Genomic DNA, 24,850 nt, shown 5'->3' on the forward strand with positions numbered 1-24,850 from the left:
AAGACTAGTAAGTTATTATGGTTTCTATCCTGTAGTCCTTCAGCCTTTCTCTACCATTCAGGAAGGACAGCTCTACCAGGAAAGCTAACGCTACTATGTCTCCCTCTAACTTCTTTACGAGTTCTATAGTGGCACCCACAGTGCCACCAGTAGCTAGCAAGTCATCTACTATAAGAACCTTCTCTCCAGGCTCTATCGCATCCACATGTATCTCGACAAAGTTAGTGCCATACTCAAGAGTATATTCAGCTCTTATAGCTTTAGCTGGTAGCCTGCCCAACTTGCGAACAGGCACAAACCCGGCGTTCAGTAGGTAGGCTAAGGGAGCCCCAAAGATGAAGCCTCTACTTTCTGCTGCCACGACCTTGTCTATATGGTCGTTAGCAAACCTATCCGCCAGAAGGTCTATAGATTTCTTAAACGCGTCCTTATCTTTGAGAAGTGTGGTAATATCTTTGAACAATATCCCCTGCTTGGGAAAATCAGGGACGTCTCTTATCAACTTTGCTAGATACTGATCTGAAGACACTTTTCTCCTCAAATTATGAAATGTAAACCTAGAAAGGATTATAGCGTATCTACTAACTATGTAGGTTAGAAGGTATGAAGCAAGGCACCAAGGACAGAACTAAACAGTTGTCAGGCATCGCCTTGGCTTTTGTTGCCGTATCGATGTTCAGCACTAGTGCCGTACTCATAAGGGTAATCAAAGATATCAGCAGCATTGAGATAACCTTCTGGAGAATGCTTATAGCTGGCATGTTAGTGTTAGGCGCAGCTTTGGTATCGTCTCAACTATCTTTGCAACGCAACCCATTCAACTACCGTTTTCTTGTGTATGGGTTAGTAGCAGCAATGCACTTTTTCTTCTATATAGCGTCTCTTGAATATACTACCGTCTCCAACTCTCTAGCGCTCGTATATACCGCTCCAGTGTTCGTCGCCCTTTTTGCAGCGCTGGCATTACACGAAAGCATTAACTGGAAGCAGTGGCTAGGTATCTGCATAGTAGTCGTGGGAGTAATGATATTTTCTGGCTTTGACCTGGGGCTTGATAAGAGCAGATTGATAGGCAACTTCTTGGCTATCCTATCAGCAGCGGCATTTGGAGTCTACTCAGTTATGGGTAGAGGTGAACGAGATAAATATCCCCTATTGGTATATGCTGGGGGTACCTACTTGATGGCATCATTGTGGCTACTACCATTAGCATTACGCTCAATGATCAACAGTTCCTACACTACGACCAATATCATCGCCCTTTTGGCCCTCGCCATTGTACCCCTTGGTATGGGACATACACTCTACAACGCAGCTCTCAGAAGAATACACGCGGCACATGCTAACGTTCTATCGACGCTGGAAGTTCCTGGGGGAACCCTTCTGGCATGGCTGTTTGTAAAAGAGCCGGTAACCTTACGAGATATGATCGGCATGTTCATAATACTATTGGGAGTGCTTACTGTTATACTTACAGCCGATCGTACACCCTAATTGCAGCTAAGATGATAATTAGCATATAATTTCTGCCGTAGGGAACTTTTTATTTCGGATAACAACTTTTTGAAATTCCCACAGGAGTAGTCAATTGGCGGAAGGCAATCGCCATATTCTCGTAGCTGACGATGACCCTTCTATCAGGACGATACTGAGAGACCTGCTGGAAGATGAAGGTTACCAGGTCTCGATAGCTCTGGATGGAGAACAAGTAATAGATCAGGTCCAGCAATCTTCCCCTGATCTAATATTGATGGACGTGCGCATGCCCAAGATCGATGGTATCGAGGTCCTCAAGCAACTGAGGGCCAAAGGGATGAACGTCCCTATGATCGTGATGACGGCCTTCGGTAACTCCAGCACTACCATCAAGGCTATGCAACTTGGTGCCTGGGACTATATTACAAAGCCTTTCGATCTCGATGATATAACAAGGACTATCAACAGGTTCTTTGAACAACAAAAGTTATCAACCAAGGTCAGAGGAAGAGCAGAGGAGGTTGCAGCCCCAGACAAGACCTCTAGGATTATAGGCAATAGCCCCGTGATGCAAGAGGTCTACAAAACCATAGGTTTGGTAGCAGCTTCTGACGCTACAGTCCTTATCACTGGAGAAACAGGAACAGGGAAAGAGCTAGTTGCGGAGACTATTCATTATAACTCGACCTTTAGCCAAGGACCTTTAGTCAAGGTCAACTGTGCAGCATTACCGGAGACCTTATTAGAGAGTGAACTTTTTGGACACGAAAAGGGCAGCTTTACGGGTGCAGATAGACAGAGGAAAGGTAGGTTTGAGCTTGCTCACAAAGGCACCATATTCCTTGATGAGATAGGAGAGATGACACTTGGCACCCAGAGGAAGCTGTTAAGGGTCCTTCAAGAGAGGGAGTTCGAGCGTGTCGGCGGTTCCTCTACGATCAAAGTAGACACTAGAGTGATTGCTGCCACCAACAAGAAGCTAGAGGAAGAGGTTGCAGCTGGTAAATTCCGTGAAGATCTCTTCTATAGACTGAATGTCATTCACATACATCTGCCTCCATTAAGAGAACGCAAGGAAGATATTCCACTGCTAGTAGACTACTTCCTTCAGAAGCACAAGTATCATAAGGACGGGCCTCCCGCAAGTATATCGGAAGAGGCCATAAAGGTATTGATGGAGCACGATTGGCCAGGTAATGTTAGAGAGCTTGAAAACACTATTGAGAGAGCCGTCATACTGGCTCAGGGGGGAGTCATAACTACTCACCATCTTGTATTCAGCCAGATCAGGACGGGCAGAAACATAGACCTGAGTGAGGTCATAGATAAGACCCGATCTCTCGATGAGGCTATGCGAATAATAGAGTCGAAGATCATACTAGAAGCGTTAGAGAAAGCCAAGGGGGATCATGCCTTGGCGGCAGAGATACTGGACATCAGTGAGTCCGAACTCAAAAGGAAGCTAAGAACGGCTGACAAGTATAGAAGGGAAGAGCAATTAGCAGCTCAGTAAGGTACGTAATGAGCAGAATCCTAGTTGTAGATGATGAACCAGCACTACTAGATTTGTTGAAAGAGCATCTAACCATGGAGGGGTATACGGTAGATACTGCCCCTTCAGGTGAGTATGCCCTCGATCTTATGAGGATACGTCCGCCTGATCTTGTCATCCTGGACATCATGCTACCAGGCATAGACGGATACGAAGTTTGTACCAGGATGCAATCCGATCCTAAACTACAAGATATCCCTGTGATAATGCTCACCGCCAAGAGCCTGACATCTGATCTGGTAGCTGGCTATGAGAGCGGTGCGGAAGATTATGTTACAAAGCCCTTTGACATCGATGAGCTACTTATCAGGATAAGAGCTAGACTATATCACCTTTATAGTGAGAAGATATCAGATCTAACTGGTCTTCCGGGAAAGAGAGCAATAGAAGAAGAGATCGATAAACGTGTCAGGCCAGGTACAAACTGGAAAGTTGTGAGCATCACTATTTCCAATTTCAGGATCTATAATGAAGCCTACTCATTTAGCGAGGGTGACAACCTCATAAGAACAGCCTCTGAGTGTCTTCAAAAAGCTGTAAATAACTGTGAACCTTCAGATGGTTTTCTAGGGCATGTAGGTGGCCCACAATTTATTGCTATTGTAAAGCAAGATAACGTAGAAGCACTCAAAAGACAGGCAAAGCAAGCCTTTCAGGATGCTTTACAGACACTGCTATCTAACAAGGACAAAGAGAGGGGTTACATTATAGCGCTCGACAGGGACGGCGTAGCCAAGAAGTGGGAGTTTCCAAACCTTAACTTCAGCTTGGACGAAAAGATCTCCTTAGATTCGGGACCAGAGTAGAATGCGCTATGGAGCCTATTTCAGAGGCTCCATAATTTTTTGTGGAAGTAAAAACAATTCTAATTACTACGGAGTGGAGGTAGTCAGTGACCTATAGAATCACCCTGATACCAGGAGATGGCATTGGGCCAGAGCTTACTGAGGCCACAAAGATGGTTTTGGAAGCCACTGGAGTTCCTTTCGAGTGGGATATTCAGCAGGCCGGAGAGAATGTCATAGCATCCGAGGGGACTCCACTACCCCAAAGGGTTATAGACAGCATAAAGAAGAATAAAGTAGCACTAAAGGGTCCTATAACGACTCCGGTCGGTACAGGCTTCCGTAGCGTAAACGTTGCCCTAAGGAAGGCTCTAAATCTATATGCTAACCTTCGCCCTTGCAAAACTTACAAGGGAGTGCAATCTAGGTATGAGAACATTGATTTAGTGGTAGTTAGAGAGAACACAGAAGATCTGTACAGCGGTATCGAGTTTGAGAGAGGGACTCAGGAGGCCAAGGAAGCAACAGAATTCCTTTCCAAGCTATCCTCTGCCAAGATTCCGGACGATAGCGGGATAGGAATAAAGTTTATCTCGGTAGAGGGCACACGGAGGATAGCACGTTTTGCCTTCGAGTACGCACAACAAAATGGCAGAAAGAAAGTCTCTATAGTGCATAAAGCCAACATAATGAAATACACCGATGGACTCTTCCTTGAGATCGCCCGCGAGGTAGCCAAAGAGTATCCCGAGATCGAATGTAACGATGTCATAGTCGACAACATGTGTATGCAGTTGGTTCAGAAGCCTGAACTCTACGACGTGCTCCTATGCCCCAATCTATATGGAGATATAATTTCAGATCTATGCGCTGGACTGGTAGGTGGACTCGGAGTAGCACCAGGAGCCAACATAGGAGAGGACGGTGCTCTATTTGAGCCGATACATGGTAGTGCACCCAAATATGCAGGCCAGAACAAAGCCAATCCCATGGCAATGATGCTATCTGGCGTCATGATGCTCAGACATCTCGGCGAGCGTGAAGCCGCAGATAGGCTCGAGAAAGCCATAGCTGAGGTAATCGCAGAGGGCAAGACCGTAACCTATGATTTACTTCCCATGGATCAGCGTGATAGGGCGTCAGGTACTAGCGAGGTAGCTAGGGCCATAGTGGAGAAGCTGCAGAAAATCTAGGAACAGTTGTCTAACTGCCAAGTCGCATCTATAATGCCCATGGTTGGATCATCTTCTACCAGCAGGAGGCAGTTGACAGATGTACCGTGGTCGAGAGGGCATGTGGGCATGGATCTTTCATAGAATCAGCGGCGTTGGGGTTCTATTGTTCCTGTTCATACATATAGTGGACACGGCACTGATTGGATGGGGCCCAAAATACTATGATGCTATAACTCGTATATACCACGAGTGGGCGATCATGAGATTTCTCCAGTTCGTACTTATAGCAGGTGTCTTATATCACGCCTTTAACGGTGTGAGAATCATACTCATAGACTTCTGGCCATCCGGTTACAAATATCAAAAGCAAATGTTTTATGCAGCACTGGGGCTAACCATTGTGTGCCTGATACCTACCGGGATCTTGTTGCTGGGCCCCATATTCTTCAAGGCCTAGAAAGGATTAGGATATGTACGACAGACGAAGGTCAGAGAGGCCTACAGGCACCTTCGAGCTTTGGTCTTGGTATTACTTCAGGATTTCAGGGGTGCTTCTTCTATTTCTAGCACTAGGGCATGTGTACATCATGCATATAGCCACCCCTGTTGAACAGATAAACTATGCTTTCGTAGCAGCTAGATTTGCAACTCCATTCTGGAGGACTTACGATCTAGTACTGTTGCTATTGGCGATGAGTCATGGAGTCAACGGCATAAGAGTAATAATCCACGACTACATCAGATCTCGTAGCTGGCGGTTGTTTGCGCTGTCAGCTCTTTACTCGATATCTCTCATATTCACGGTTCTCGGAGCATTGGTAATACTAACCTTCCAACCTCAGACTAGCTAAGGAGACTCGAGGTGTATCATAAGTACGATGCAGTGATAGTTGGTGCCGGTGGCGCTGGCTTGATGGCAGCACTGCAGTTAGCACAAAACCCCAATATACGAACAGCAGTCATCAGTAAACTTTACCCCACTCGGTCTCATACTGGAGCTGCCCAAGGTGGCATAGGTGCGGCTCTAGGGAACCTAGAAGAGGATCACTGGGAATGGCACATGTTTGACACGATCAAGGGTGGGGACTACCTGGTAGATCAAGATGCCGCCGAGATCCTAGCTAGAGAGGCCATAGAAGGTGTATATGAGCTTGAACATTACGGACTGCCCTTCAGTCGCACACCAGACGGCAAGATAGACCAACGCAGGTTTGGTGGTCATACCAGAAACTTTGGGGAAGGCCCAGTACGCAGGTCTTGCTTTGCGGCAGACCGTACGGGACATATGATCCTTCAGACTTTATATCAGCAATGTATTAAGCACGATGTTCACTTCTTTTCTGAGTTCCAACTATTAGATTTAATCTTTCAGGACGATGCATGTTGTGGAGTAGTTGCACTTAACATACAGGACGGTGAGATCCATGTCTTCCATTCGAAAGCCGTGCTGCTCGCAGTAGGAGGATACGGACGAGCGTGGAAGATTACCAGCAATGCTCTGGCCTGTACCGGAGATGGAGTCGCAATAGTCTACAGGCACGGATTGCCCCTTGAAGATATGGAGATGTACCAGTTCCACCCCACAGGGGTATATAAACTAGGAATCCTGCTTACCGAGGGTGCTAGAGGAGAAGGCGGAATACTTCGTAACAATCTAGGAGAAAGGTTTATGGAGCGCTATGCGCCTACGCTCCTAGATCTGGCACCTAGAGATATGGTCTCCAGATGCATCTATCAGGAGATAAAAGAAGGACGAGGAATAGACGGCAAGGACTATGTCTATCTGGATTTAACTCATGTGGGTGCCGAGGTAATAGAGAAGAGGTTACCAGATCTGGCCGAATTCGTAAGAGTTTATCTCGGGATCGATCCCGTTCATCACCCAATCCCTATACAACCTACAGCACACTATGCTATGGGGGGTATTCCCACTGACGTCGATGGGAGAGTTCTAAAGGATGAGCATAACACCCCAGTTCATGGGCTATACGCTGCTGGTGAGTGTGCATGTGTATCCGTCCATGGTGCGAATAGACTAGGCACGAATTCACTAGTAGACTTGATAGTATTTGGGCGTAGATCTGGAAAGCACATGGCAAAGTTCGTATGTGAGAACGATTTGTTAACCTTACCCCCTAAGCCAGACGCACCAGCTAGAGAGCAGATATCAGAACTCCTTTCAAGGAAGCATGGTGAATCTCCAGCCCGTATTCGCGATCAGCTCAGGGAAGAGATGATGGATAAGGTTTCTGTGGTACGCAACGCCAAAGGTCTGTTGCAGGCAAGGGAATGCATCCAGGAGCTTAAGGAGCGTTATCAACATGTTGCGCTTCAAGACAGGCAAACTTGGTTCAATTCAGAACTGACCGAGACCTTGGAGTTGGGATCACTGCTTGACATTTCTGAGGCAGTTATAGAATGTGCGCTGGCTCGCGAAGAGAGTCGCGGCGCCCATTACAGGGAGGACTTCCCCAAGAGGGATGATGCACGCTTCTTGAAACACACTTTAATCTGGAACAAAGACGACCACAAGGAGATAAAGTATAAACCAGTAACCATAACTAAGTTCCAGCCTCAGGAGAGAAAGTACTAGAGAGACATCGTAGAGGACAAGACTATGCTAGTAACTTGCAAGATCAGGCGCTATAATCCACAGACCGACCAGAAGCCTTACTATGCTACATATGAGGTAGAAGCGGAGCCTACAGACAGGGTGCTTGATTTGCTAAACCATATCAAGTGGTACCAGGATGGTACCCTGACTTTCCGCAGATCTTGCGCTCACGGAGTGTGCGGGTCTGATGCTATGAGAATAAATGGCGTAAACAGGCTAGCGTGCAAGGTGCTGGTTAGGGATATAGGTCAAAGGATGACTATAGAGCCATTGCTTGGGTTCAGAGTGATTCGTGATTTGGTGGTAGACCTTGAACCTTTCTTTGAAAAATACAGGGCAATAATGCCATATCTAATAAATGACGAAGAACCACCTGAGAAGGAACGACTACAGTCTCCTGAAGATAGAGAGCTCTACGACGATACAACCAAGTGCATACTCTGCGCCGCATGTACTACCGCTTGCCCACCATTCTGGTCTAATCCTGACTTTCTAGGTCCAGCAGCCTTAGTTAACGCGCATAGATTTATATTCGATAGCAGAGATAAGGGTTTTGGGCAGAGGATGGCTGTGCTTAACGATGTAGACGGTGTATGGCGCTGTAGAACAGTCTTCAACTGCACAGACGCTTGTCCCAGAGGTATACAAGTCACCAATGCTATAGAGGAAATTAAGAGAAAACTTCTCTATGATAGGTCATGAGACTACTTACAGGAGCTCTGAATGGTAGACTACCTCTTTGAAATACTGTCCGGTCAAGAGTTGACTACAGAGCCTGCACTGTTCGGTGTATTAGTAGTATATATCTTCAGTACCCTGCTGGGGGCTGGCATATGGTACTGGAGCAAAAGATATATTGAGAGCAACCCTCTAGCATCCAAGTACCTGAGGGTAATGGGTGGGACATTTTTCTGGCTAGGTATAGCCTCGCTGTTGGTAGCAGGGTGCTTCTACCAAGGTGTAATCTTCAACAGAAGAGCTTGGCTCTACTTTATGCTACTACTTATATACGCTACGATAGCCTATAGCCTATACTTCTACTTCACTAAATACCAGGAAATGTACAGAATGCAGGTAGAGGCAGAGCGAAGACGCAAGAGGTATGTACCTACATCAACGTCGCTGAAAGGACCTGAGAGAAATAAGCCTGTACGGCAGGGAAGCAGAAGGCGCAGGGCTAGGAAGTAGGCCTAGCCTATACGTGATGAAAATATTCTAGACAGTAACCATACAATCACCGCCAGTATCGCAACAAGTAGAGATGCATATAGCCAATCGATTTGAGAGCCAGGGAACCTACCCATAGCCCTGCCGATTACAACCACTATCCAGACAAGCGGAAATAGCAGGACAATCGTAGCCAATAACAAACCTGCAAGATTCCAAAAACTTCGGGCGTGCGGTGGTGCGGGTTGAGGAGACCCCTCAACCCGCTTAGAGCCACCAGATTCAGTCGTATTTACCTCTCCCTTGACAGGGTCCTCAGAATTGATGTTACCCATTCCTCTTATCAGGAAGTAGATGTCATAAGAGAATCGGCCACATTGGCAGCAGCTCGATTATAAACTGGAGTGCGCCATTCTGGGTAGCGCCCATCTATCCCTCTGGCTATGTTTTCGTACAGAGACTTAAGCTCACTTGTTACAGGGCCCGCGCCCCCATTACCTATCCTTCTTCTATCAACCTCCCCTACAGGCACTACTTGAGCACCAGTTCCACATAGGAATATTTCATCAGCTACGTACAGCTCTGTTCTGTCTATACTCCGCTCAATAGTGGGGATACCCAGTATGTCCTTAGCAATGGTAATTAGAGTAGAACGAGTTATACCAGAAAGGATGTTATCTGATACTGGAGGTGTAACGAGCACTCCATCCATTACCAGGAATATGTTCTCCGCGCTACCTTCCGATACATGACCGTTATCAGTAAGTACAATTGCTTCATCATAACCATCTAAGGAGGCCTCGGTCTTGGAAAGTGCAGCGTTAATATAAGTACCTGTTATCTTTGCTCTTGCTGGAGCTGAATTGTCCGTCACCCTCTGCCAAGAAGACACGCATACCTTCGCTGCTTCCTCGACCTCAACATACTGCCCCATGGGAGATGTGAAGAGAGCAAAGTCGTGCTCTAGATCATGTAGTCTAACGCCAATCACCGTAGAAGACTTATAGAGCAAAGGCCTGATGTAAGTGTCTTCTTTGTGTTCGTTACGACGAAGGAGCTCCACTGTTATATTACACAGCTCATCTATGCTGGCTGGAAGATCCATCATTAGCAGCTTGCCAGATCTTTCAAGACGCTTATAATGATCGGCAAGCCTGAACACATACATCTCCGACTGCTCCGGGTTCCAGTAAGCCCTGATACCTTCGAAGCAACCTGTGCCGTAGTTGAAAGCATGAGTCATTATAGAGATCTTGGCCTCTTCTATGGGCACAAAATTACCACTAAGATAAGCATATTTCCCAGGATTCATCTGAAAACTTCTCCTTTCAAAGAGTTCCACCCATAGTAAGAATAAGCCCAATCTTAATCTTGGTACAAGTACTAACCTTATTTACCCGGTAACAGTAGGCGTTGGTGACGATATAGGAGTAGGGGTAGGTGGTATATTCACCTTTAGATCCCCAGACTTCTGCATCTGCTGCCTCTGTTCCTGTATAAATTGCTGCAACATGTACTGCCCCAACTGCTGTCTCTGTGTCTCTGTTAGCGGACGGTCCTTCTCCCTACCAAGCAGTTGAATTACATGCCAGCCATAGCTAGTCTGAACAGGTGGGCTTATCTGCCCCACTTTGGTAAGAGCAAAAGCAGCATCCTCAAAAGACTTCTCATAGAAGCCTCTAGGAGCCCATCCTAGGTCACCGCCTTTCAACTTGGTCTGATCATCTATCGACTTCTCCTTGGCGATAACCTCAAACTTCTTACCTTGCCTAAGCTCCTTAATAACTTCTTCGGCTTGCTGCTTAGTACTGACTAGTATATGACGTACATGTACCTGTTCAGCACTTTTAGGAACCTTGGTTTCAAGATATCTCTGGCGTATAAGTGCAGGGCGTACCACCATGGATTCATACATGTCCATTGAAATGCCCGCAGACTTCTGGAGCGAAGACACAAAATTCTGGTAATCTGACGGTAAGTTAGCAGCCGTGGGTGTGATCTTAGGAGTGCTTTTAGCTTGAGGTGTTGAGGTTGATGAAGGCTTTGTAGTGGTAGGTAGCGAGGTAGGCGTTGCAGATGCACCTACTGCCGACATAACTTCTTTTATCTTAGCCTGCACTTCTTGCTCAGAAATATTTATACCTAGCTTACTAGCAGTCTGATTCAGAACTAGATTATTTATCATTTGATCAAGAGTGTAGGCATCAACATCACTTGTTGAGAACATGGAGGAATTGATAGCATCTTTGACTCTTTGAGGGAAAGATTCGGGATCAGCCTTATAAACCTGGTAGAGGGAAGCTAGACTTTCAGGTGCATCGGTTATACCTAATACTTGCATCTTCACGTACTGATCGTAATCAGCCCTTCTGATACGTTCATTGCCCACAACGGCTAATGTCCGAGATGGTTCCCAAAGATACTGCTTGATCAGAGGAACAGCGATGATAAGTACGACAATTAGTAACGCTATCGCCACAAATGAAATTATTAGACGCTGCAGAAGATATTCACGATCAACCCTACTAACAGTGGAATAGCGCCTGTATGAAAAACGATCAAAAAACGACCTGAGCACTTGCTTCGCCATCCAATCCCCCAAAGCAACTGTCAAATAAAACTAACAGAGACCTGCATTTATCAGGTCTCTGTTAGTTAAGCAAGCTTATCCCATTTATGGACGTATATGCTGTGCTGTATAAGGCATTAGCGCCATGTAGCGAGCTCTTTTTAGGGCTACAGCAAGACTTCTCTGATGCTTGGCACAGGTACCAGTCTTTCTACGCCCCTCTATCTTAGCCCTGTCAGACAGGTATCGACCTATCCGGGCTATATCTTTATAGTCGACCTTATCTATATGATCTGCGCAGAACGCACACACCTTCCGTCTAGGTACATATCTACCTCTAGGCCTTACCCTAGCCTCAGAAGCAGCAGGCTGGGAAGTCTCAGCCGTTGCTGTAGCAGCTGTCGTGGATTCAGCTTCAGACGTCTCAGGAACCTGAGTTTCAAGCTCTTCGCTCACCTTATATCACTCCTTTTATCAAATCTAGAAGTTTATGTCATCTATATCTATATCTGAGCTATCTCCCAAGCCCTCCTGTGTATCCAAATCGGGCTCATCAGATTTCTCAGCCTGTCGATTACGGGAATCAAGAAGAATTATGTCGTTGGCAACGACCTCAACAACAGTACGCCTTTGACCAGTCTGCTGATCATCCCAAGAGCGGGTTTGCAGACGGCCCTCAACATATATACGCGACCCCTTTGTAACAGATAGCTGATTATTACCAATCAATTCCGCCAGTTTGTTCCAGACCACAATCGTAAACCAATCTGTCTCTTCTCTCTGCTCTCCTTCAGACGAGGGAGCCCTTCTCCTATTGCAGGCAAGTCTGAAGGTAGCAACTGGCGTCCCGTTTGGGGTATATCTTAGGTCTGGATCCGTGCCCAGACGTCCTATTAGCATTACCTTGTTGAGATCTCTAGCCATGTTCTGTTTCCTTACTTATTTATCGGTGCGAGTTATGAGAAACCTCATTATTCGATCATTGAGTTTTAGATCCCGATCCAGATTCCGTGACTCCGATGGACTTAGCCTGAAGCGGAGCACCGCGTAGAAGCCCTCGTTATGCTTCCTGATAGGGTAGGCTAACCTTCTCCTCCCCCATGGGGGGCTTGTATCGGGCTCACCTGCCTCACCGCCATGAGCAGCAATGTTCTGCTTGATAGCTTCTAAGACGTTCGGTATCTCTTCATCCGGTGTAGTTGGATCTATGATAACCATTAATTCGTAATCTTTCATGCAAATCTCCTTCCTATGGGTTTGCCGGGCTTTTCTAATGCCGGGCAGAAAGGTTAACACAAAATTATACCAACTAGATCATATTTGCCAACCTATAGACTAACCGAATAGACCGGGCAGTTTAGGGATTCTGCCTGATGTAATCTGCTTCATCATCTTCTGCATTTGGTTGAATTGGTTTAGCAAGGCATTGACATCTGCTACAGTTGTCCCACTCCCAGCAGCAATTCTGCGTCGTCTACTACCCTTGATTATCTCAGGATGCTGCCTTTCTTCGGGAGTCATGCTTAGGATTATGGCCTCTACCTTTTTAAGCTCCCTGTCATCTATCTGAATATCCTGACGACGTATGGCCGAACCAACTCCAGGGAGCATCTCTAGAAGTTGAGATAGTGGCCCCATCCTCTTCATTGTCTGGAGCTGCTCATAGAAGTCTTCCAGGGTAAAGGTAGCAGTCCGCATCTTCCGCTCAAGCTCTTTGGCCTTTCTTTCGTCAAACTCTGCCTGAGCGCGCTCGATTAGTGTGAGCATATCTCCAAGGCCTAATATCCTTGAGGCCAATCTGTCAGGGATCAGTGGCTCGAAAGCATCCGGACGCTCACCAGTGCCTATCATCTTAATGGGCACTCCGGTAACTGCCCTTATCGATAGGGCGGCACCACCGCGTGCATCACCATCGAGCTTAGTCATAATTACACCGGTAACGCCCAGGGTATTATGAAACTGCTCAGCGACTTTTACAGCCTCTTGGCCGGTCATAGCATCTACCACCAACAAGATTTCCGTTGGTGAGACTTTATCTCTTACGCGAACAAGCTCGGCCATCATGGCTTCGTCTATATGCAGACGCCCGGCAGTGTCCAGAATCACATGCGTCAGAGAGGACTGCTTAGCAAAGTCGATTGCATTTGTTGCGATATTTTCGGGAGGTACAGACGCACCCTCTGAATATACCGGTATGTTTAGAGAGCTACCAAGTGTTTGAAGTTGTTTTATGGCTGCTGGCCTGTAGATATCGGCAGCAACCAGCAAAGGACGAGCGCCCTGCTTGCGAAGATACAATGCGAGCTTTGCAGCCGTGGTAGTCTTACCACTACCTTGTAGACCGACTAGCATATATATAGTTGGAGGAGTGGAGGCAGTTTCTAGCTTGCACTGGTCACTACCCAACAAACTCACGAGCTCTTGATGCACTACCTGGATTATCTGTTGCGCAGGAGTCAAGCTCTCCAGAGCACGCTGCTCACTGATCTTCTCTTTAATCTGATTTATGAACTGCTTAGCAACCTTCAGATTGACATCTGCCTCCATGAGGGCAATACGTACTTCTCGAAGTGCGAGATCGACATCGCTCTCCTGCAGCTTCCCCTTAGATGTCAATTTATCAAAGGCACCCTGTAGTCTATCGGTAAGGTTTTCAAACATACTCGAGCACTCCCCTAACCTAACAAGGCGTTTACGAAATCTTTAGAATCAAATTCCGCTATATCCCCTAGTTTCTCACCAGTAGTAAGATACCTAATAGGTATTTTCATCTCGTTGACGATGGCGAAGGCTATACCACCTTTAGCGGTGCCGTCCATCTTAGCAAGCACGACACCATCCAAATGTACTGCTTGGGCAAATTTCCTAGCCTGAACAAGTCCATTTTGCCCAGTGGTAGCATCTAGAACCAACAGGTTCTCCTGGGCAGGGCTGCCATTCCTGTCTATCACACGCTGTATCTTCTTAAGCTCCTCCATCAAGTTGTATTTGGTATGTAGCCTCCCCGCCGTATCTACTATCAGTACATCAGCGCTCCTGGATCTTGCAGCCGCTAAAGCATCATGAACTACAGCTGCAGGATCCGAGTTCGGAGCGCCAGCGATAACAGGAACTCCAGCTCTTTCACCCCATATCTGCAACTGATCTATAGCAGCAGCTCTAAAGGTATCGGCTGCTCCCACCACAACCTTTGCGCCTTCAGAAGCGAACTTGTGAGCGAGCTTAGCAACGGTGGTAGTCTTTCCTACTCCGTTGACCCCAACGATGAGCATAACAAGTAGCTCGCCATCGTTGACTTCGATTGGCTGATTAGAAGCGGAATCTAATATTGCCTGTAACTCTTCCTTAAGGGCCTTTCTCAATTCGGAAGGTCTACGTATACGCTCAGCTTCAACTCTATCTTGAAGCACATCAAGCAGCATCAAAGTAGTCTCCACTCCAACATCAGCTGCTATCAAAAGCTCTTCAAGTTCTTCCCAAGTCGAGTCCGTTATCTCTTCGCGATCAAAAAGAGCAGCTACTTGACTAAAGATACCTCTGCGGGATTTCTCCAATCCCGATTCGATCTTCTCTTCTCTCTCCTGTGGATCTTGTCTGCGCTTTAGGAATCTAAAAACCACCTATACACACCTCCAAAGACACAACATAATTATATAAGGTCCTATTCCCTGGGCTCTTTCTTTGTTGTGATAGAATCTTATGGGTGTTTTCCTTATATGTCCAATAATCTCGGTAAAGAGGAAATAATAACAAGACTACAAGCTATCCCCGAAAAGCCTGGCGTATATCTCATGAAAGATAAGCATGGCAAAGTGATATACGTCGGCAAGGCCAAAGTGCTTCGTAACCGGGTGCGGAGTTACTTTAGCTCTAAACATCTCCCAGAGAAGATCAGGGAGATGGTCCCACAGATACACGACATAGATTACATAGTAACCGACTCTGAGCACGAAGCACTCACTCTAGAAGTGACCTTGATCAAGCACCACATGCCCAAGTACAACTCCATGTTCAAGGACGACAAGCGTTTACCATATATCAAGGTCACGGTCCAGGAAGAATTCCCCAGGGTGCTCAAATGCAGGCAGATCATAAACGATGGCAGCAAGTATTATGGTCCGTACACCGCCTTGGGATCGGCTGCTGAAGCTATCAAGCTGATTCACCAGCACTTCATGCTGTGCCATAAAGAGAACGAACCCATCGATGGTAAGCAGTCACGCCCTTGCCTACCTTACTACCTACACAGATGCTTGGGGGCCTGTGCGGGTAGAGCCGATCCTCAAGAATACAGAGCAGCTACCGAACAGGTAATATTGTTCCTCGAAGGGAAGCACGATGAGCTTACGGAGAAGCTCAGAAGGAAGATGGAAGAAGCTGCTGAGAACTTGGAGTTTGAGAAGGCAGCGCTATATCGTAACCAGATCAAGGCCATAGAGGATATAAGGCAGAGACAGAAAGTAGTCCTACCGACCAACGAGGACATGGACATAATAAGCATAGCGATCGATGGCGGTGAGGCCGGTATAGAAAGACTATTTATCCGTGATGGCAGGTTAGTGGGACATGATCACTCAGTTGTTGAGCTTATAGAAGACCAATCACCAGGCCAGATAATACAAATAGCCTTGGAGCAGTTTTATATAGGTGCATATAACGTACCTGGTCGCATAGTGTTGCAATACCCACCAGATGAGATAGAACTTATACGATCAGCACTACAAGATTACCACAAGAGAGAGATCCTTCTCGAGGTGCCTACTAAGGGGGAGAAGCTAGAGCTAGTGAACATGGCTGCTCAAAATGCCAAGGAAGGACTTGAAAGAAAGCGCTTCAAGTGGCTAAGCGAGGAACAGAAAAGAACCGGTGCCATGTTGGAGCTACAGAAAGAGCTTCAGTTACCCACCAAGCCCACTAGAATAGAGTGCTACGACATATCTAACGTGCAGGGAGTCGATGCTGTAGGTAGCATGGTAGTGTTCGAAGATGGAGCCCCTGCTCGTAATCAATATCGTCGATTCCGCATCAAGGGAGTCGAAGGTCCAAACGACTTCGAGATGATGAGAGAGGTGCTTACTAGAAGGTTTAAGCGGGCTATCTCTGATGATTACAAGGGGACTAGTTGGGGTAAGCTTCCAGACCTCATAATTATCGACGGTGGCAAGGGACAACTCAGAGTAGCAGTAGAAGTCCTCCAGAGCTTTGGCCTCGGCAACATACCAGTCTTCGGGCTTGCGAAACAGCAAGAAGAACTGTTCAAACCCGGTAGATCGGAATCTATAATGTTGCCTAGAGATTCGGAAGCTCTGTATCTTCTACAGCGAATAAGGGATGAAGCACACAGATTTGCTCTTGGCTACCACAGATCCCTGCATAACAAGAAGTCTGTAGGTAGTATTCTAGACCAGGTTCCAGGTATAGGACCGAAACGCAAGAAGGCCTTGATACAGGCTTTCGGTAGTGTGTCAAAGATCAGAGAAGCCAGTATTGACGAGATAATGGCTGCAGTCAAGGGGATAGATCGAGCAACGGTAATAAGGCTGAAGGAGGCTCTATAGATTTGGCTATACGTAAACCTATAGAAGACAAAGAAGCTATTAGACAAGCAGTAGATTTCGCTTTAAAGGGCGAACTTATAGCCTTCCCCACGGATACAGTGTATGGTGTAGGGTCAATAGTCGATCCACAGGTGGTATCCAAAATTTACAGAGCTAAGGAGAGACCTCTAGATAAGCCTATACCAATATTGCTTTCAGATGACTCCTATCTTGAGGAATATGCAAAAGATATAGATGCCATTGCCATTGAGCTAGCGCGTACATTTTGGCCAGGAGCTCTAACCTTGGTAGTTAGAGCCAGGGAGGACGTAGCCGAAGCCGTGGGGTCGAAAGATGGTACTGTTGGCTTTAGAATCCCTGACTATGAACCTGCTAGAGAGATCATACGTCAGTGTGGCGGGGCAATGGCTGTAACGAGCGCCAATATCTCGGGAGAGCGTAATCCTCTGACAGCCGACGATGTGGAGCACGACCTGGGAGACAGAGTAGCTATCATCTTGGATGGCGGAGCCTGCAGGATCGGCAAGCCAAGTACAGTAGTCGACTTAAGCAAGGAAAAGCCCTTAATTGTACGTGAGGGAGCGCTAGCTGAGCAGATAAGAGCGATAATTGAGAAATAAAGAGTTAGTAGAAAGGGAAAGTATGCTGCAAGACGTAGTAAGAATTGATGGCAGAAAACCTAACGAGCTCAGACCTCATAGCATAGAGATATATCCGCTAGCATTCCCTCCGGGATCTGCAATCATCCAATGCGGGGTTACTAAGGTTCTATGTGCAGCCTCCATTCAAGAAGGCGTTCCAAAGTTCATAGAGGGAACAGGACAGGGGTGGCTAACTGCTGAGTACTCGATGCTACCAGCTTCCACACAGACAAGGACCCCTAGGGAATCGCACACTGGCAGGCTACAAGGGAGAACACAAGAAATACAACGCCTGATAGGCAGGTCATTGAGAGCAGCTGTCAAGCTGGACCAAATAGGTGAGATCACCATAATAGTAGATTGCGATGTTCTGCAAGCAGACGGGGGTACAAGGACAGCCTCTATAACCGGAGGCTACGTAGCCACTGTACTAGCCCTCAGGAAGATCTTCCCAGACACATATAGAGATCTAGTAAGCCCCGTGGCAGCTGTGAGCGTTGGTATAGTGAATGGTATCCCAATGCTTGACCTAAACTATGCAGAAGATTCAACAGCTGATACGGACCTCAACATAGTCAAGAACCATCTCGGAGAGTACATTGAGATCCAGGCTACCGCCGAAAGAGTGTCATTTAGCAGGGAAGAACTAGATGCTATGCTCTCTTTGGCTGACAAGGGGATAGCAGAGCTAATGGATAGCCAGAGCAAAGTGCTGAGTTCATTAGACTTGCCCCAATAGCAGGCTTATATTTCAACAGATATACGACACATGGTAGCTATAAGCTGATCAGTGTTTTCTGGGGTTCCTACGGATACTCTTATATAGCCAGGCAATCCACCGTTAGCACAGTCATAGACCATTATGCCCTCTCTTTTGAGGAGATCACAGACCTTAGCAGCTGTACCTCGAGTAACCTTACAGGTGACAAACGGACCTTGTGATAGCAGAGGCTCCACGAAGTTGAGCTTACGAAGCTGCCTATATAATCTACCCCTCTCCACTCTTATCCTTCTAACCCTGGTCATCAGATTCTGGGCATCATCCAAGGAAGCTCCAGCCGCTATACGCGAGGCAGCAGTAAGATTTCTAATAGGCCAAATAGCATTTAGCCTTTCTCTTAGGTCTGCCGACATCAAAGCATAACTAACAGGTATACCCCAGAGTCCTGCCCAAGGGGCAAAACTTCTTATAGAGACCAGATTAGGAAACTCTTTTCCAAGTAGACCTATTGGGCGCTCTGTGAATTCAGAGTAGATCTCATCGACGATGATGAGTACGCCAGCGTTTAGAAGCTCTACCATATTTTTATAGGCTGCAACTGCACCTGTGATATCATGGGGCGACTGGATATAAACTACCTTTGCACCTAGATCTAGAAGTTTCTCTGAATCAAACACAAACTGTCCGGAACTGACTCGTGTTCTAAAAGTAATCAACTCCAGTCCCAAGAGCTCAGCAATTCGGCGTATAGGCTCAGATACGGGGTTGGCGGTGAACAAATCCTTGTTGTATTGGCCTAGAATAAAGAATACCCTAAAAAGGAGATCATTCAAGGTATCTGCTACATATATCTCGTCCGGCGAACGCTGAGCATATCTGCCTATAGCTGCCAGCAAGTGATTGGGATCAGAGCTTTGCACTCTAGTAAGTTGCTCACTCATTGCTAGGGATTCGTATACCAGCAGCGAGCAACCATAGGGGTTTTCATTCATATGCAACCTTAGAGGTTGCTCTGTCAGGCTCTTATCCCTAGTTGATCTGAGACTCATAGTACTTTTATTCTATGTCAACACCGCGTATCTTTGCATCCACCTCGGATCTTAGTGCGTTTTCGATCTTCTGTCTAACCTTAGTAGCTTCCTCTTCAGTCAGAGTTCTATCCTCAGCCTGGAAAGCCAGTTTGTAAAGCAGGCTCTTTGTACCTTCGGGTATCTGGTCACCTTGATACACTTCAGCAAGTTCACACTGCACTAGAAGTGGGCTCCCTTGTTCCCATATAACTCTGATCACATTTCCTGCCGGTATACTCGCACTTACCAAGACTGCTAAGTCCTGCCTAACGATTGGATAACGGGACAAGTGTACGTAGTTTCTCTCTAGTCTAGCGTGTTGTTTGATCTGTTCCCAGTCAAGCTCAGCCACAAAAACATCTTCATCAATATCCAAATCCCTAAGTAAGGTAGGATCTATCTGGAATATATTACCTAGAACATTTCCACCGACAGACACCTGCAACACGTTAACAGCATCTGGGCCAAGTTGAGAGGGAAGCATTTCGAACTCTACCCCAAGGTGATGCAGAAATGCCTGTATCGTTCCCTTTAGGTCGAAAATAGTCGTCTTAGTCTGGGGCAGGTGCGGAGATACAGGCCACCTCACACCAGCCATTGCTATAGCAAGGCGCTTAGGTTCTTGAGGTCGCTCTCCGTCAGCCTTTACAAATACCCTATCTAACTCATATATCCAAACCTTGTCGACAAATCTCAGATTATCGCCAACGTTTTGCAACAAGCCAGGGATCAAAGATGGTCGAAGGTACTCTCTTTCGGGAGAGGTGGGATTGATAACCTTGATAACTTCATCAAGTGGTCTCCAGACAGGTGGATGCATACCCTCATGATAGAGGCTTGCCATTTTATTTATGAGACGGGCTGATATAAGATCATAGTTTATGACTTCCTGTAAGCCAGCAGCTGCGAGCCACTCACGAGCCTTTTTCTCCACCCAGAAAAACCTATCTGTGAGGTTGAATGGGAGGGTACCTCCTGGTAGTTGCGAAGGAAGTTCCTCATAACCCCATATTCTTCCTACCTCCTCAACTATATCAGCTGTTATGGAAACATCATTTCTGTAGCTTGGGGGTAGGACCTTTAGCAAGTCACCTTCCTCTTGTTGCACCTCAAATTCAAGGGAAGTAAGTATCCTTTCTATCCGATCCTTTGGTATGTCTATTCCCAGCAATCGCTTTACCTCATAAACTGGGAAATCTATGTAAGCGCGTTTTTTAGGGTTAGGATACCAATCGAATGGAGCGCCCTTAGGTTGGGCACCACACTCCTGCTGCAGGAGCTCAACAGCCCTTGCAAGGGCCAGACCTGCGAGCTCTGGATCCATACCTTTCTCAAAACGGGAGGAAGCTTCACTGCGCAGACCAAGAAGTCTAGCTGCACGTCTTATACGTGGGGCATTGAAAGTAGCCGATTCTAAGAGTATATTCCTTGTATCGTCTGTGACCTCTGTATTGAGCCCTCCCATTATGCCCGCGAGGGCTATTGGCTTCTCATCATCAGCGATCATGACAGTACCAGGAGGAGCAATCCGTAGCTGGTGGTCAATTGTTTCTAGCTGCTCTTCTGGGTAAGAGCTCCTCACAGCTACTTTTCCTTTCACCTTATCCGCATCAAAAGGATGTAAAGGCTGTCCCAACTCCAACATGACGTAGTTGGTTATGTCGACCACATTGTTCACGGGACGCATCCCGCATAGCACAAGCCTTCGCCTTATCTTCGCAGATGAGGGTCCTATCCTGACGTTATCAAGCCTCTGTAGCATGTACCTGGCAGCAAGATCTTCAGATTCAACCCAGGCATCTACGCCCACGTCCCCTGACAGCTCTACATTGGGAACTGGGACTTTAGCCTTGGTACCGGTAAGAGCAGCGACCTCGCGAGCTATACCTACTATTGAGTTGGCGTAAGAGAAGTTAGGAGTAAGAGCTATATCCAGTATATAGTCCCCAAGCACGTCCTGGAGCTTAGTCCCTACCGGAGCTTCCGGATCAAGTACGAGGATACCAGTATGATCTTCCCCTAAGCCAAGCTCTTTTTCAGAGCAGGCCATAGCCTCAGAAAGTATTCCCCTTATCTTAGAGGGCTTTAGCTTGAAAGTCTTGTATTGATCGGAATAGGGGTCTACTAGCGTAGCTCCCGCTAGCGCTAGGGCTACCTTCTGTCCAGGAGCTATGTTTGGAGCACCCGTTACTATACTAACCTGACCATGACCATAATCGACGTGAGCTATTTGTAACCTGTCTGCATTGGGGTGCTTCTCGACCTGTAGCACCAACCCAACGTATATGTTCTCCCATTCTTGACCTATACGTTCTATGTTCTCAACTTCTAAACCGGCAATGGTCAGAGTATGGGCTAGCTCCTCAATAGAACAGGAAAAATCTACATATTCTCTTAGCCAACTTACTGGTACCCTCACCCTTCCGGACTCCCTTCATGTAGTTATTTACATGCGATCAGGAAAACTGGCGAAGAAATCTTAGATCATTACCATAGAATAATCTTATGTCATCTATACCAAACCTAGGCATAACGGATCTCTCCACCCCAAATCCAAAAGCAAACCCAGATACCTTTGATGGATCATATCCACCATTCCTGAGAACCACAGGATGAACCATACCCCCGCCTGCGATCTCTAGCCATCCACTGCCCTTGCAAAGGATACAGCCTTTACCTAGGCATGAGCAGGTTATATCTATCTCTACACTGGGCTCCGTGAAAGGGAAGTAAGATCCACGGAATCTAAGCTTACGCTCAGGGCCAAAGAGTTGCCTTGCGAAGTTCTCAAATGTACCCTTGAGTGTGGCCAAGGTTATACCTTCCCCGATCGCCAAGCCTTCTAGTTGATAGAACATGCTCTCACGTCTTGCACTTACGGCCTCGTATCTGTGTACCTTCCCTGGCAAAACAAATCTTATAGGTTGCGGACAATACTTCCTCATAACATGAATCTGCCCAGGCGAGGTATGAGTAGCTAATAAGAGCTTGTCATCTATGTAGATGGTATCCCACATGTCCCTGGCCGGATGCTCCTGAGGTATGTTTAGGAGGGAGAAATTATATTCATCCGTCTCAACTTCATTACCCTCATATACGCTAAATCCCATCTCACCAAAGATTCGAACCATTTCATATATCGTCTGGCGAGTGATATGCAGCCCACCAACTATAGGCGGTATACCTGGCAAGGTTACATCTACTTGCGATATGGCTGATCGCCTAATATCAGATAGTTTACTCTCGTACAATTGTTGTAGCTCGGCTTTGAGGGCATTAGCCATCTTCCCTACAGCAGGCCTTTCTTCAACAGGAAGGGAAGGAATCCGTGCTATGATATCGGCCAAACGGCCACGCCTGGCCAGAAAAGTTACACGCCAGTTTTCCAAGCTGCGCTCATCTGAGATTGAACCTAGCTCGCTTAGGGCCTGTTCGCGTAGATTAGTGATCTCCTCTGTTAAGCTCATATTCTATCTACCTTCCCTGACTAGCATTTGCCTTCTAGATTCAAATAATAGAATAGATCCCGCAACAGCTGCATTGAGAGATTCTATATTGTTTTGCATCGGAATCCAGAGGTTGTGAGTAGATAAAGACAATGCCTGATAGCTTAGCCCTGATGCCTCGCTTCCGACAAGTATAGCACAGGGAGGGCATAGATCAGCTAAGTAATAAGCCTGTGAAGAGTCTGAATAATAAGCTGCAAATCTCTTCGGCACAGCATGCAACACTTCATGTATCTCTTTCCAAGGCAGCACAGCAAAGCTGACTGCGAACAAAGCGCCAGCTGAAGCCCTTACAGCTTTGGGATTATAAGGATCCGCTGATCCCTCAGAAAGTAGCACAGCTGCACTGCCAGCAGCTGCAGCGGACCTCAATAAGGTCCCTACATTTCCAGGATCCGACACCCTATCCAGCACAAGCACCGGACCAGTATCAACATCTACACCCTCCCTAGGGTGCCAACTTAGAAGTTTGAAGGCAGCAATTATACCCTGAGAAGTAACGGTATCAGAAACACTGGATAATACGTTTTCCGAGACCTCTAGAAGCTGGGTCTCTGAATTTAGTTGGCCAAGGACCTTGTTGACAACATCCCTCCTGACAACCACTTCAGGAGAATATAGAACTTTGAGAGGTTTGTGTCCTGCCAATATAGCCTGCTGTATAGCCCTTGGCCCCTCAACTAGAAATGCGCCGGAGGCTTTCCGCCCCCGGCGCTCTCTCAGCAGTCTAAACCACTTGACTTGCTGGTTAGATCTGCTTGTAATCAGAATATTACCCTCTAGACATCAAGAGTGAGCGACAATAGCCTGTTTCGCCTGCTCGACAATCCCAGCGAAGGCTTGAGGCTCTTTCACAGCCATATCAGCAAGGATCTTTCTGTCTATCTCAACATTAGCCAACTGCAGGCCATGCATGAGCTGGCTGTAACTTAGACCATTGATTCTTGCTGCAGCATTGATGCGGGTTATCCATAGCCTTCTGAAATCTCTCTTTCTGTTCCTGCGATCTCTGTACGCATACTGCAAGGCCCTCATCAGGGACTCATTAGCCTTGCCCCAGAGCTTACTTCTGGTACCCCTGTGTCCCTTTACAGCCTTTATAACCTCACGATGACGTCTATGAGACGCTACTCTGTTAGTTGCCCTAGGCATCTTTACCCCCTAAACTCCGTATGGTAGTGCCCTGCGAAGCCTCTTGCGATCCGCGGGCGATACCTCAAACATACGATCAAAATCCTGCTTGGCCCTGGTAGACTTCTTCCTCCGAAGGTGGCTCTTCATACCTTTCGTCCTGAGGATCTTTCCAGTGCCAGTTATCTTGAATCTTCGCTTTGCACTTTTATTTGTCTTTAGTTTCGGCATCTCCTTTTGCTTCCCCTTGAGTACTTTCTTCTTGTGACTGATTAGCCTTCTTAGGCTTAGCTGATTCCTTTCTAGGAGCAAGCAGGGCAGTCATATTCTTGCCATCAAGCTTTGGTTGCTGCTCTACAGTAGCAGCATCCCCTATAAGATCCATCAGCCTCTGGACGAGTTCCTGGCCTATCTCAGGATGTACAACCTCACGCCCCCTGAACTGCACAGTGACTTTAACTTTATCGCCCTCTTCCAGGAAGTTCCTGGCCTGCTTGGCTTTGGTCTGCAGGTCATGGACATCTATCTTGGGTTTGAGCCTCACCTCTTTGATGACAATCTGCTTCTGAGATTTACGAGACTCTCGCTCTTTCTTAGTCTGCTCGTAGCGGAACTTACCATAGTCCATCAATCTGCAGACTGGTGGATTAGCGTTGGGAGCCACCTCCACCAGGTCAAGACCCTTCTGGCGCGCGAGATCCAGAGCTGCCAGAGGATGCATGATGCCTAATTGAGTACCATCCTCATCTATCACACGCACCTCGCGCGCTCTGACCTTTTCATTGATCCTTAAGTTCTTACTGATTAGTAACCTCCTGTGTTAAGTACAAATTAGACCCTTCCGGGAGATATGGTAACACTCATAAATATACCAAAATAAAGACG

The 24,850-nt window shown here is 46.8% G+C and carries 28 protein-coding genes; 12 read left to right on the forward strand and 16 right to left on the reverse strand.

From position 1 onward, the window contains the following. Window positions 1–4: 4 nt before the first annotated feature. A complete protein-coding gene (locus N2245_RS10645; RefSeq protein WP_494536709.1) occupies window positions 5–529 on the reverse strand; it encodes an adenine phosphoribosyltransferase in 525 nt (174 codons plus the stop codon). A gap of 74 nt (window positions 530–603) precedes the next feature. Between N2245_RS10645 and N2245_RS10650 the strand changes: the two genes are divergently transcribed. From N2245_RS10650 to N2245_RS10690, 9 genes are all read left to right on the forward strand, one after another. Next, window positions 604–1,494: a DMT family transporter gene (locus N2245_RS10650; protein ID WP_494536710.1), complete on the forward strand. Its 891-nt coding sequence runs from the start codon at window positions 604–606 to the stop codon at window positions 1,492–1,494. Window positions 1,495–1,588: 94 nt separating this feature from the next. Then, complete coding sequence (locus N2245_RS10655; protein WP_494536711.1) at window positions 1,589–2,989, forward strand: sigma-54-dependent transcriptional regulator; 1,401 nt, start codon at window positions 1,589–1,591, stop codon at window positions 2,987–2,989. An 8-nt stretch (window positions 2,990–2,997) separates the two neighbouring features. After that, window positions 2,998–3,834 (forward strand): response regulator, encoded by an 837-nt coding sequence (locus N2245_RS10660; RefSeq protein ID WP_494536712.1) that lies wholly within the window; start codon window positions 2,998–3,000, stop codon window positions 3,832–3,834. Between the two features lie 86 nt (window positions 3,835–3,920). After that, on the forward strand, window positions 3,921–5,006 hold the full coding sequence (locus N2245_RS10665; RefSeq protein ID WP_494536713.1) for an isocitrate/isopropylmalate dehydrogenase family protein: 1,086 nt from the start codon (window positions 3,921–3,923) through the stop codon (window positions 5,004–5,006). A 79-nt stretch (window positions 5,007–5,085) separates the two neighbouring features. Beyond that, a complete protein-coding gene (sdhC, locus tag N2245_RS10670; protein WP_494536714.1) occupies window positions 5,086–5,445 on the forward strand; it encodes a succinate dehydrogenase, cytochrome b556 subunit in 360 nt (119 codons plus the stop codon). Between the two features lie 13 nt (window positions 5,446–5,458). Next, the gene (gene sdhD / locus N2245_RS10675) at window positions 5,459–5,839 is read left to right on the forward strand and encodes a succinate dehydrogenase, hydrophobic membrane anchor protein (RefSeq protein WP_494536715.1); all 381 of its coding nucleotides are present in this window, start codon (window positions 5,459–5,461) and stop codon (window positions 5,837–5,839) included. An 11-nt stretch (window positions 5,840–5,850) separates the two neighbouring features. After that, on the forward strand, window positions 5,851–7,581 hold the full coding sequence (gene sdhA / locus N2245_RS10680; RefSeq protein WP_494536716.1) for a succinate dehydrogenase flavoprotein subunit: 1,731 nt from the start codon (window positions 5,851–5,853) through the stop codon (window positions 7,579–7,581). 24 nt (window positions 7,582–7,605) lie between these two features. Then, on the forward strand, window positions 7,606–8,304 hold the full coding sequence (locus N2245_RS10685; protein WP_494536717.1) for a succinate dehydrogenase iron-sulfur subunit: 699 nt from the start codon (window positions 7,606–7,608) through the stop codon (window positions 8,302–8,304). A 21-nt stretch (window positions 8,305–8,325) separates the two neighbouring features. Continuing rightward, entirely contained in the window at window positions 8,326–8,790 is a 465-nt protein-coding gene (locus tag N2245_RS10690) for a hypothetical protein (RefSeq protein WP_494536718.1), read from the forward strand. Window positions 8,791–8,792: 2 nt separating this feature from the next. Here N2245_RS10690 and N2245_RS10695 read toward each other — a convergent pair whose 3' ends face one another. From N2245_RS10695 to ftsY, 8 genes are all read right to left on the reverse strand, one after another. Beyond that, complete coding sequence (locus N2245_RS10695) at window positions 8,793–9,104, reverse strand: hypothetical protein (protein ID WP_494536719.1); 312 nt, start codon at window positions 9,102–9,104, stop codon at window positions 8,793–8,795. An 8-nt stretch (window positions 9,105–9,112) separates the two neighbouring features. After that, window positions 9,113–10,081 carry a branched-chain amino acid transaminase gene (locus tag N2245_RS10700; RefSeq protein ID WP_494536720.1) on the reverse strand — a complete coding sequence of 323 codons (969 nt, stop codon included), beginning with the start codon at window positions 10,079–10,081 and terminating at the stop codon, window positions 9,113–9,115. Window positions 10,082–10,162: 81 nt separating this feature from the next. Next, a complete protein-coding gene (locus N2245_RS10705; protein WP_494536721.1) occupies window positions 10,163–11,359 on the reverse strand; it encodes a peptidylprolyl isomerase in 1,197 nt (398 codons plus the stop codon). Between the two features lie 84 nt (window positions 11,360–11,443). Beyond that, window positions 11,444–11,794 (reverse strand): 30S ribosomal protein S18, encoded by a 351-nt coding sequence (gene rpsR / locus N2245_RS10710; RefSeq protein WP_494536722.1) that lies wholly within the window; start codon window positions 11,792–11,794, stop codon window positions 11,444–11,446. A 24-nt stretch (window positions 11,795–11,818) separates the two neighbouring features. Continuing rightward, a complete protein-coding gene (locus N2245_RS10715) occupies window positions 11,819–12,262 on the reverse strand; it encodes a single-stranded DNA-binding protein (RefSeq protein ID WP_494536723.1) in 444 nt (147 codons plus the stop codon). A gap of 15 nt (window positions 12,263–12,277) precedes the next feature. After that, window positions 12,278–12,574, reverse strand: a complete 297-nt coding sequence (rpsF, locus tag N2245_RS10720; protein ID WP_494536724.1) for a 30S ribosomal protein S6 — start codon at window positions 12,572–12,574, stop codon at window positions 12,278–12,280. A gap of 99 nt (window positions 12,575–12,673) precedes the next feature. Beyond that, entirely contained in the window at window positions 12,674–13,999 is a 1,326-nt protein-coding gene (gene ffh / locus N2245_RS10725) for a signal recognition particle protein (RefSeq protein ID WP_494536725.1), read from the reverse strand. A 14-nt stretch (window positions 14,000–14,013) separates the two neighbouring features. Beyond that, window positions 14,014–14,958 (reverse strand): signal recognition particle-docking protein FtsY, encoded by a 945-nt coding sequence (gene ftsY, locus N2245_RS10730; protein WP_494536726.1) that lies wholly within the window; start codon window positions 14,956–14,958, stop codon window positions 14,014–14,016. Window positions 14,959–15,054: 96 nt separating this feature from the next. On the opposite strand from ftsY, the gene uvrC reads away from it, so the two are divergent. Genes uvrC through rph form a run of 3 tightly spaced genes read left to right on the forward strand, consistent with a single transcriptional unit; the run spans window position 15,055 to window position 18,276 of the window. Continuing rightward, the gene (gene uvrC, locus N2245_RS10735) at window positions 15,055–16,896 is read left to right on the forward strand and encodes an excinuclease ABC subunit UvrC (RefSeq protein ID WP_494536727.1); all 1,842 of its coding nucleotides are present in this window, start codon (window positions 15,055–15,057) and stop codon (window positions 16,894–16,896) included. A 2-nt stretch (window positions 16,897–16,898) separates the two neighbouring features. Then, window positions 16,899–17,516 (forward strand): L-threonylcarbamoyladenylate synthase, encoded by a 618-nt coding sequence (locus N2245_RS10740; RefSeq protein ID WP_494536728.1) that lies wholly within the window; start codon window positions 16,899–16,901, stop codon window positions 17,514–17,516. A gap of 22 nt (window positions 17,517–17,538) precedes the next feature. Then, entirely contained in the window at window positions 17,539–18,276 is a 738-nt protein-coding gene (gene rph / locus N2245_RS10745) for a ribonuclease PH (RefSeq protein WP_494536729.1), read from the forward strand. 5 nt (window positions 18,277–18,281) lie between these two features. Here rph and N2245_RS10750 read toward each other — a convergent pair whose 3' ends face one another. From N2245_RS10750 to infC, 7 genes are read right to left on the reverse strand one after another with little or no spacing between them, the layout of a single operon-like run. Then, window positions 18,282–19,307 carry an aminotransferase class I/II-fold pyridoxal phosphate-dependent enzyme gene (locus tag N2245_RS10750; RefSeq protein ID WP_494536730.1) on the reverse strand — a complete coding sequence of 342 codons (1,026 nt, stop codon included), beginning with the start codon at window positions 19,305–19,307 and terminating at the stop codon, window positions 18,282–18,284. Between the two features lie 7 nt (window positions 19,308–19,314). Then, complete coding sequence (pheT, locus tag N2245_RS10755) at window positions 19,315–21,747, reverse strand: phenylalanine--tRNA ligase subunit beta (RefSeq protein WP_494536731.1); 2,433 nt, start codon at window positions 21,745–21,747, stop codon at window positions 19,315–19,317. A gap of 37 nt (window positions 21,748–21,784) precedes the next feature. After that, entirely contained in the window at window positions 21,785–22,795 is a 1,011-nt protein-coding gene (gene pheS, locus N2245_RS10760; protein WP_494536732.1) for a phenylalanine--tRNA ligase subunit alpha, read from the reverse strand. 3 nt (window positions 22,796–22,798) lie between these two features. Continuing rightward, window positions 22,799–23,605, reverse strand: coding sequence for a TrmH family RNA methyltransferase (locus N2245_RS10765; protein ID WP_494536743.1), 807 nt, complete (start codon window positions 23,603–23,605; stop codon window positions 22,799–22,801). A gap of 15 nt (window positions 23,606–23,620) precedes the next feature. Beyond that, complete coding sequence (gene rplT, locus N2245_RS10770) at window positions 23,621–23,986, reverse strand: 50S ribosomal protein L20 (protein ID WP_494536733.1); 366 nt, start codon at window positions 23,984–23,986, stop codon at window positions 23,621–23,623. 9 nt (window positions 23,987–23,995) lie between these two features. Beyond that, window positions 23,996–24,196, reverse strand: coding sequence for a 50S ribosomal protein L35 (rpmI, locus tag N2245_RS10775; protein WP_012874719.1), 201 nt, complete (start codon window positions 24,194–24,196; stop codon window positions 23,996–23,998). Beyond that, entirely contained in the window at window positions 24,174–24,770 is a 597-nt protein-coding gene (gene infC, locus N2245_RS10780) for a translation initiation factor IF-3 (RefSeq protein ID WP_494536744.1), read from the reverse strand. Before infC ends, rpmI begins: the two co-directional genes overlap by 23 nt. Between the last annotated feature and the right edge of the window lie 80 nt (window positions 24,771–24,850).

It is taken from the genome of Thermobaculum sp. T2p (assembly GCF_059335935.1).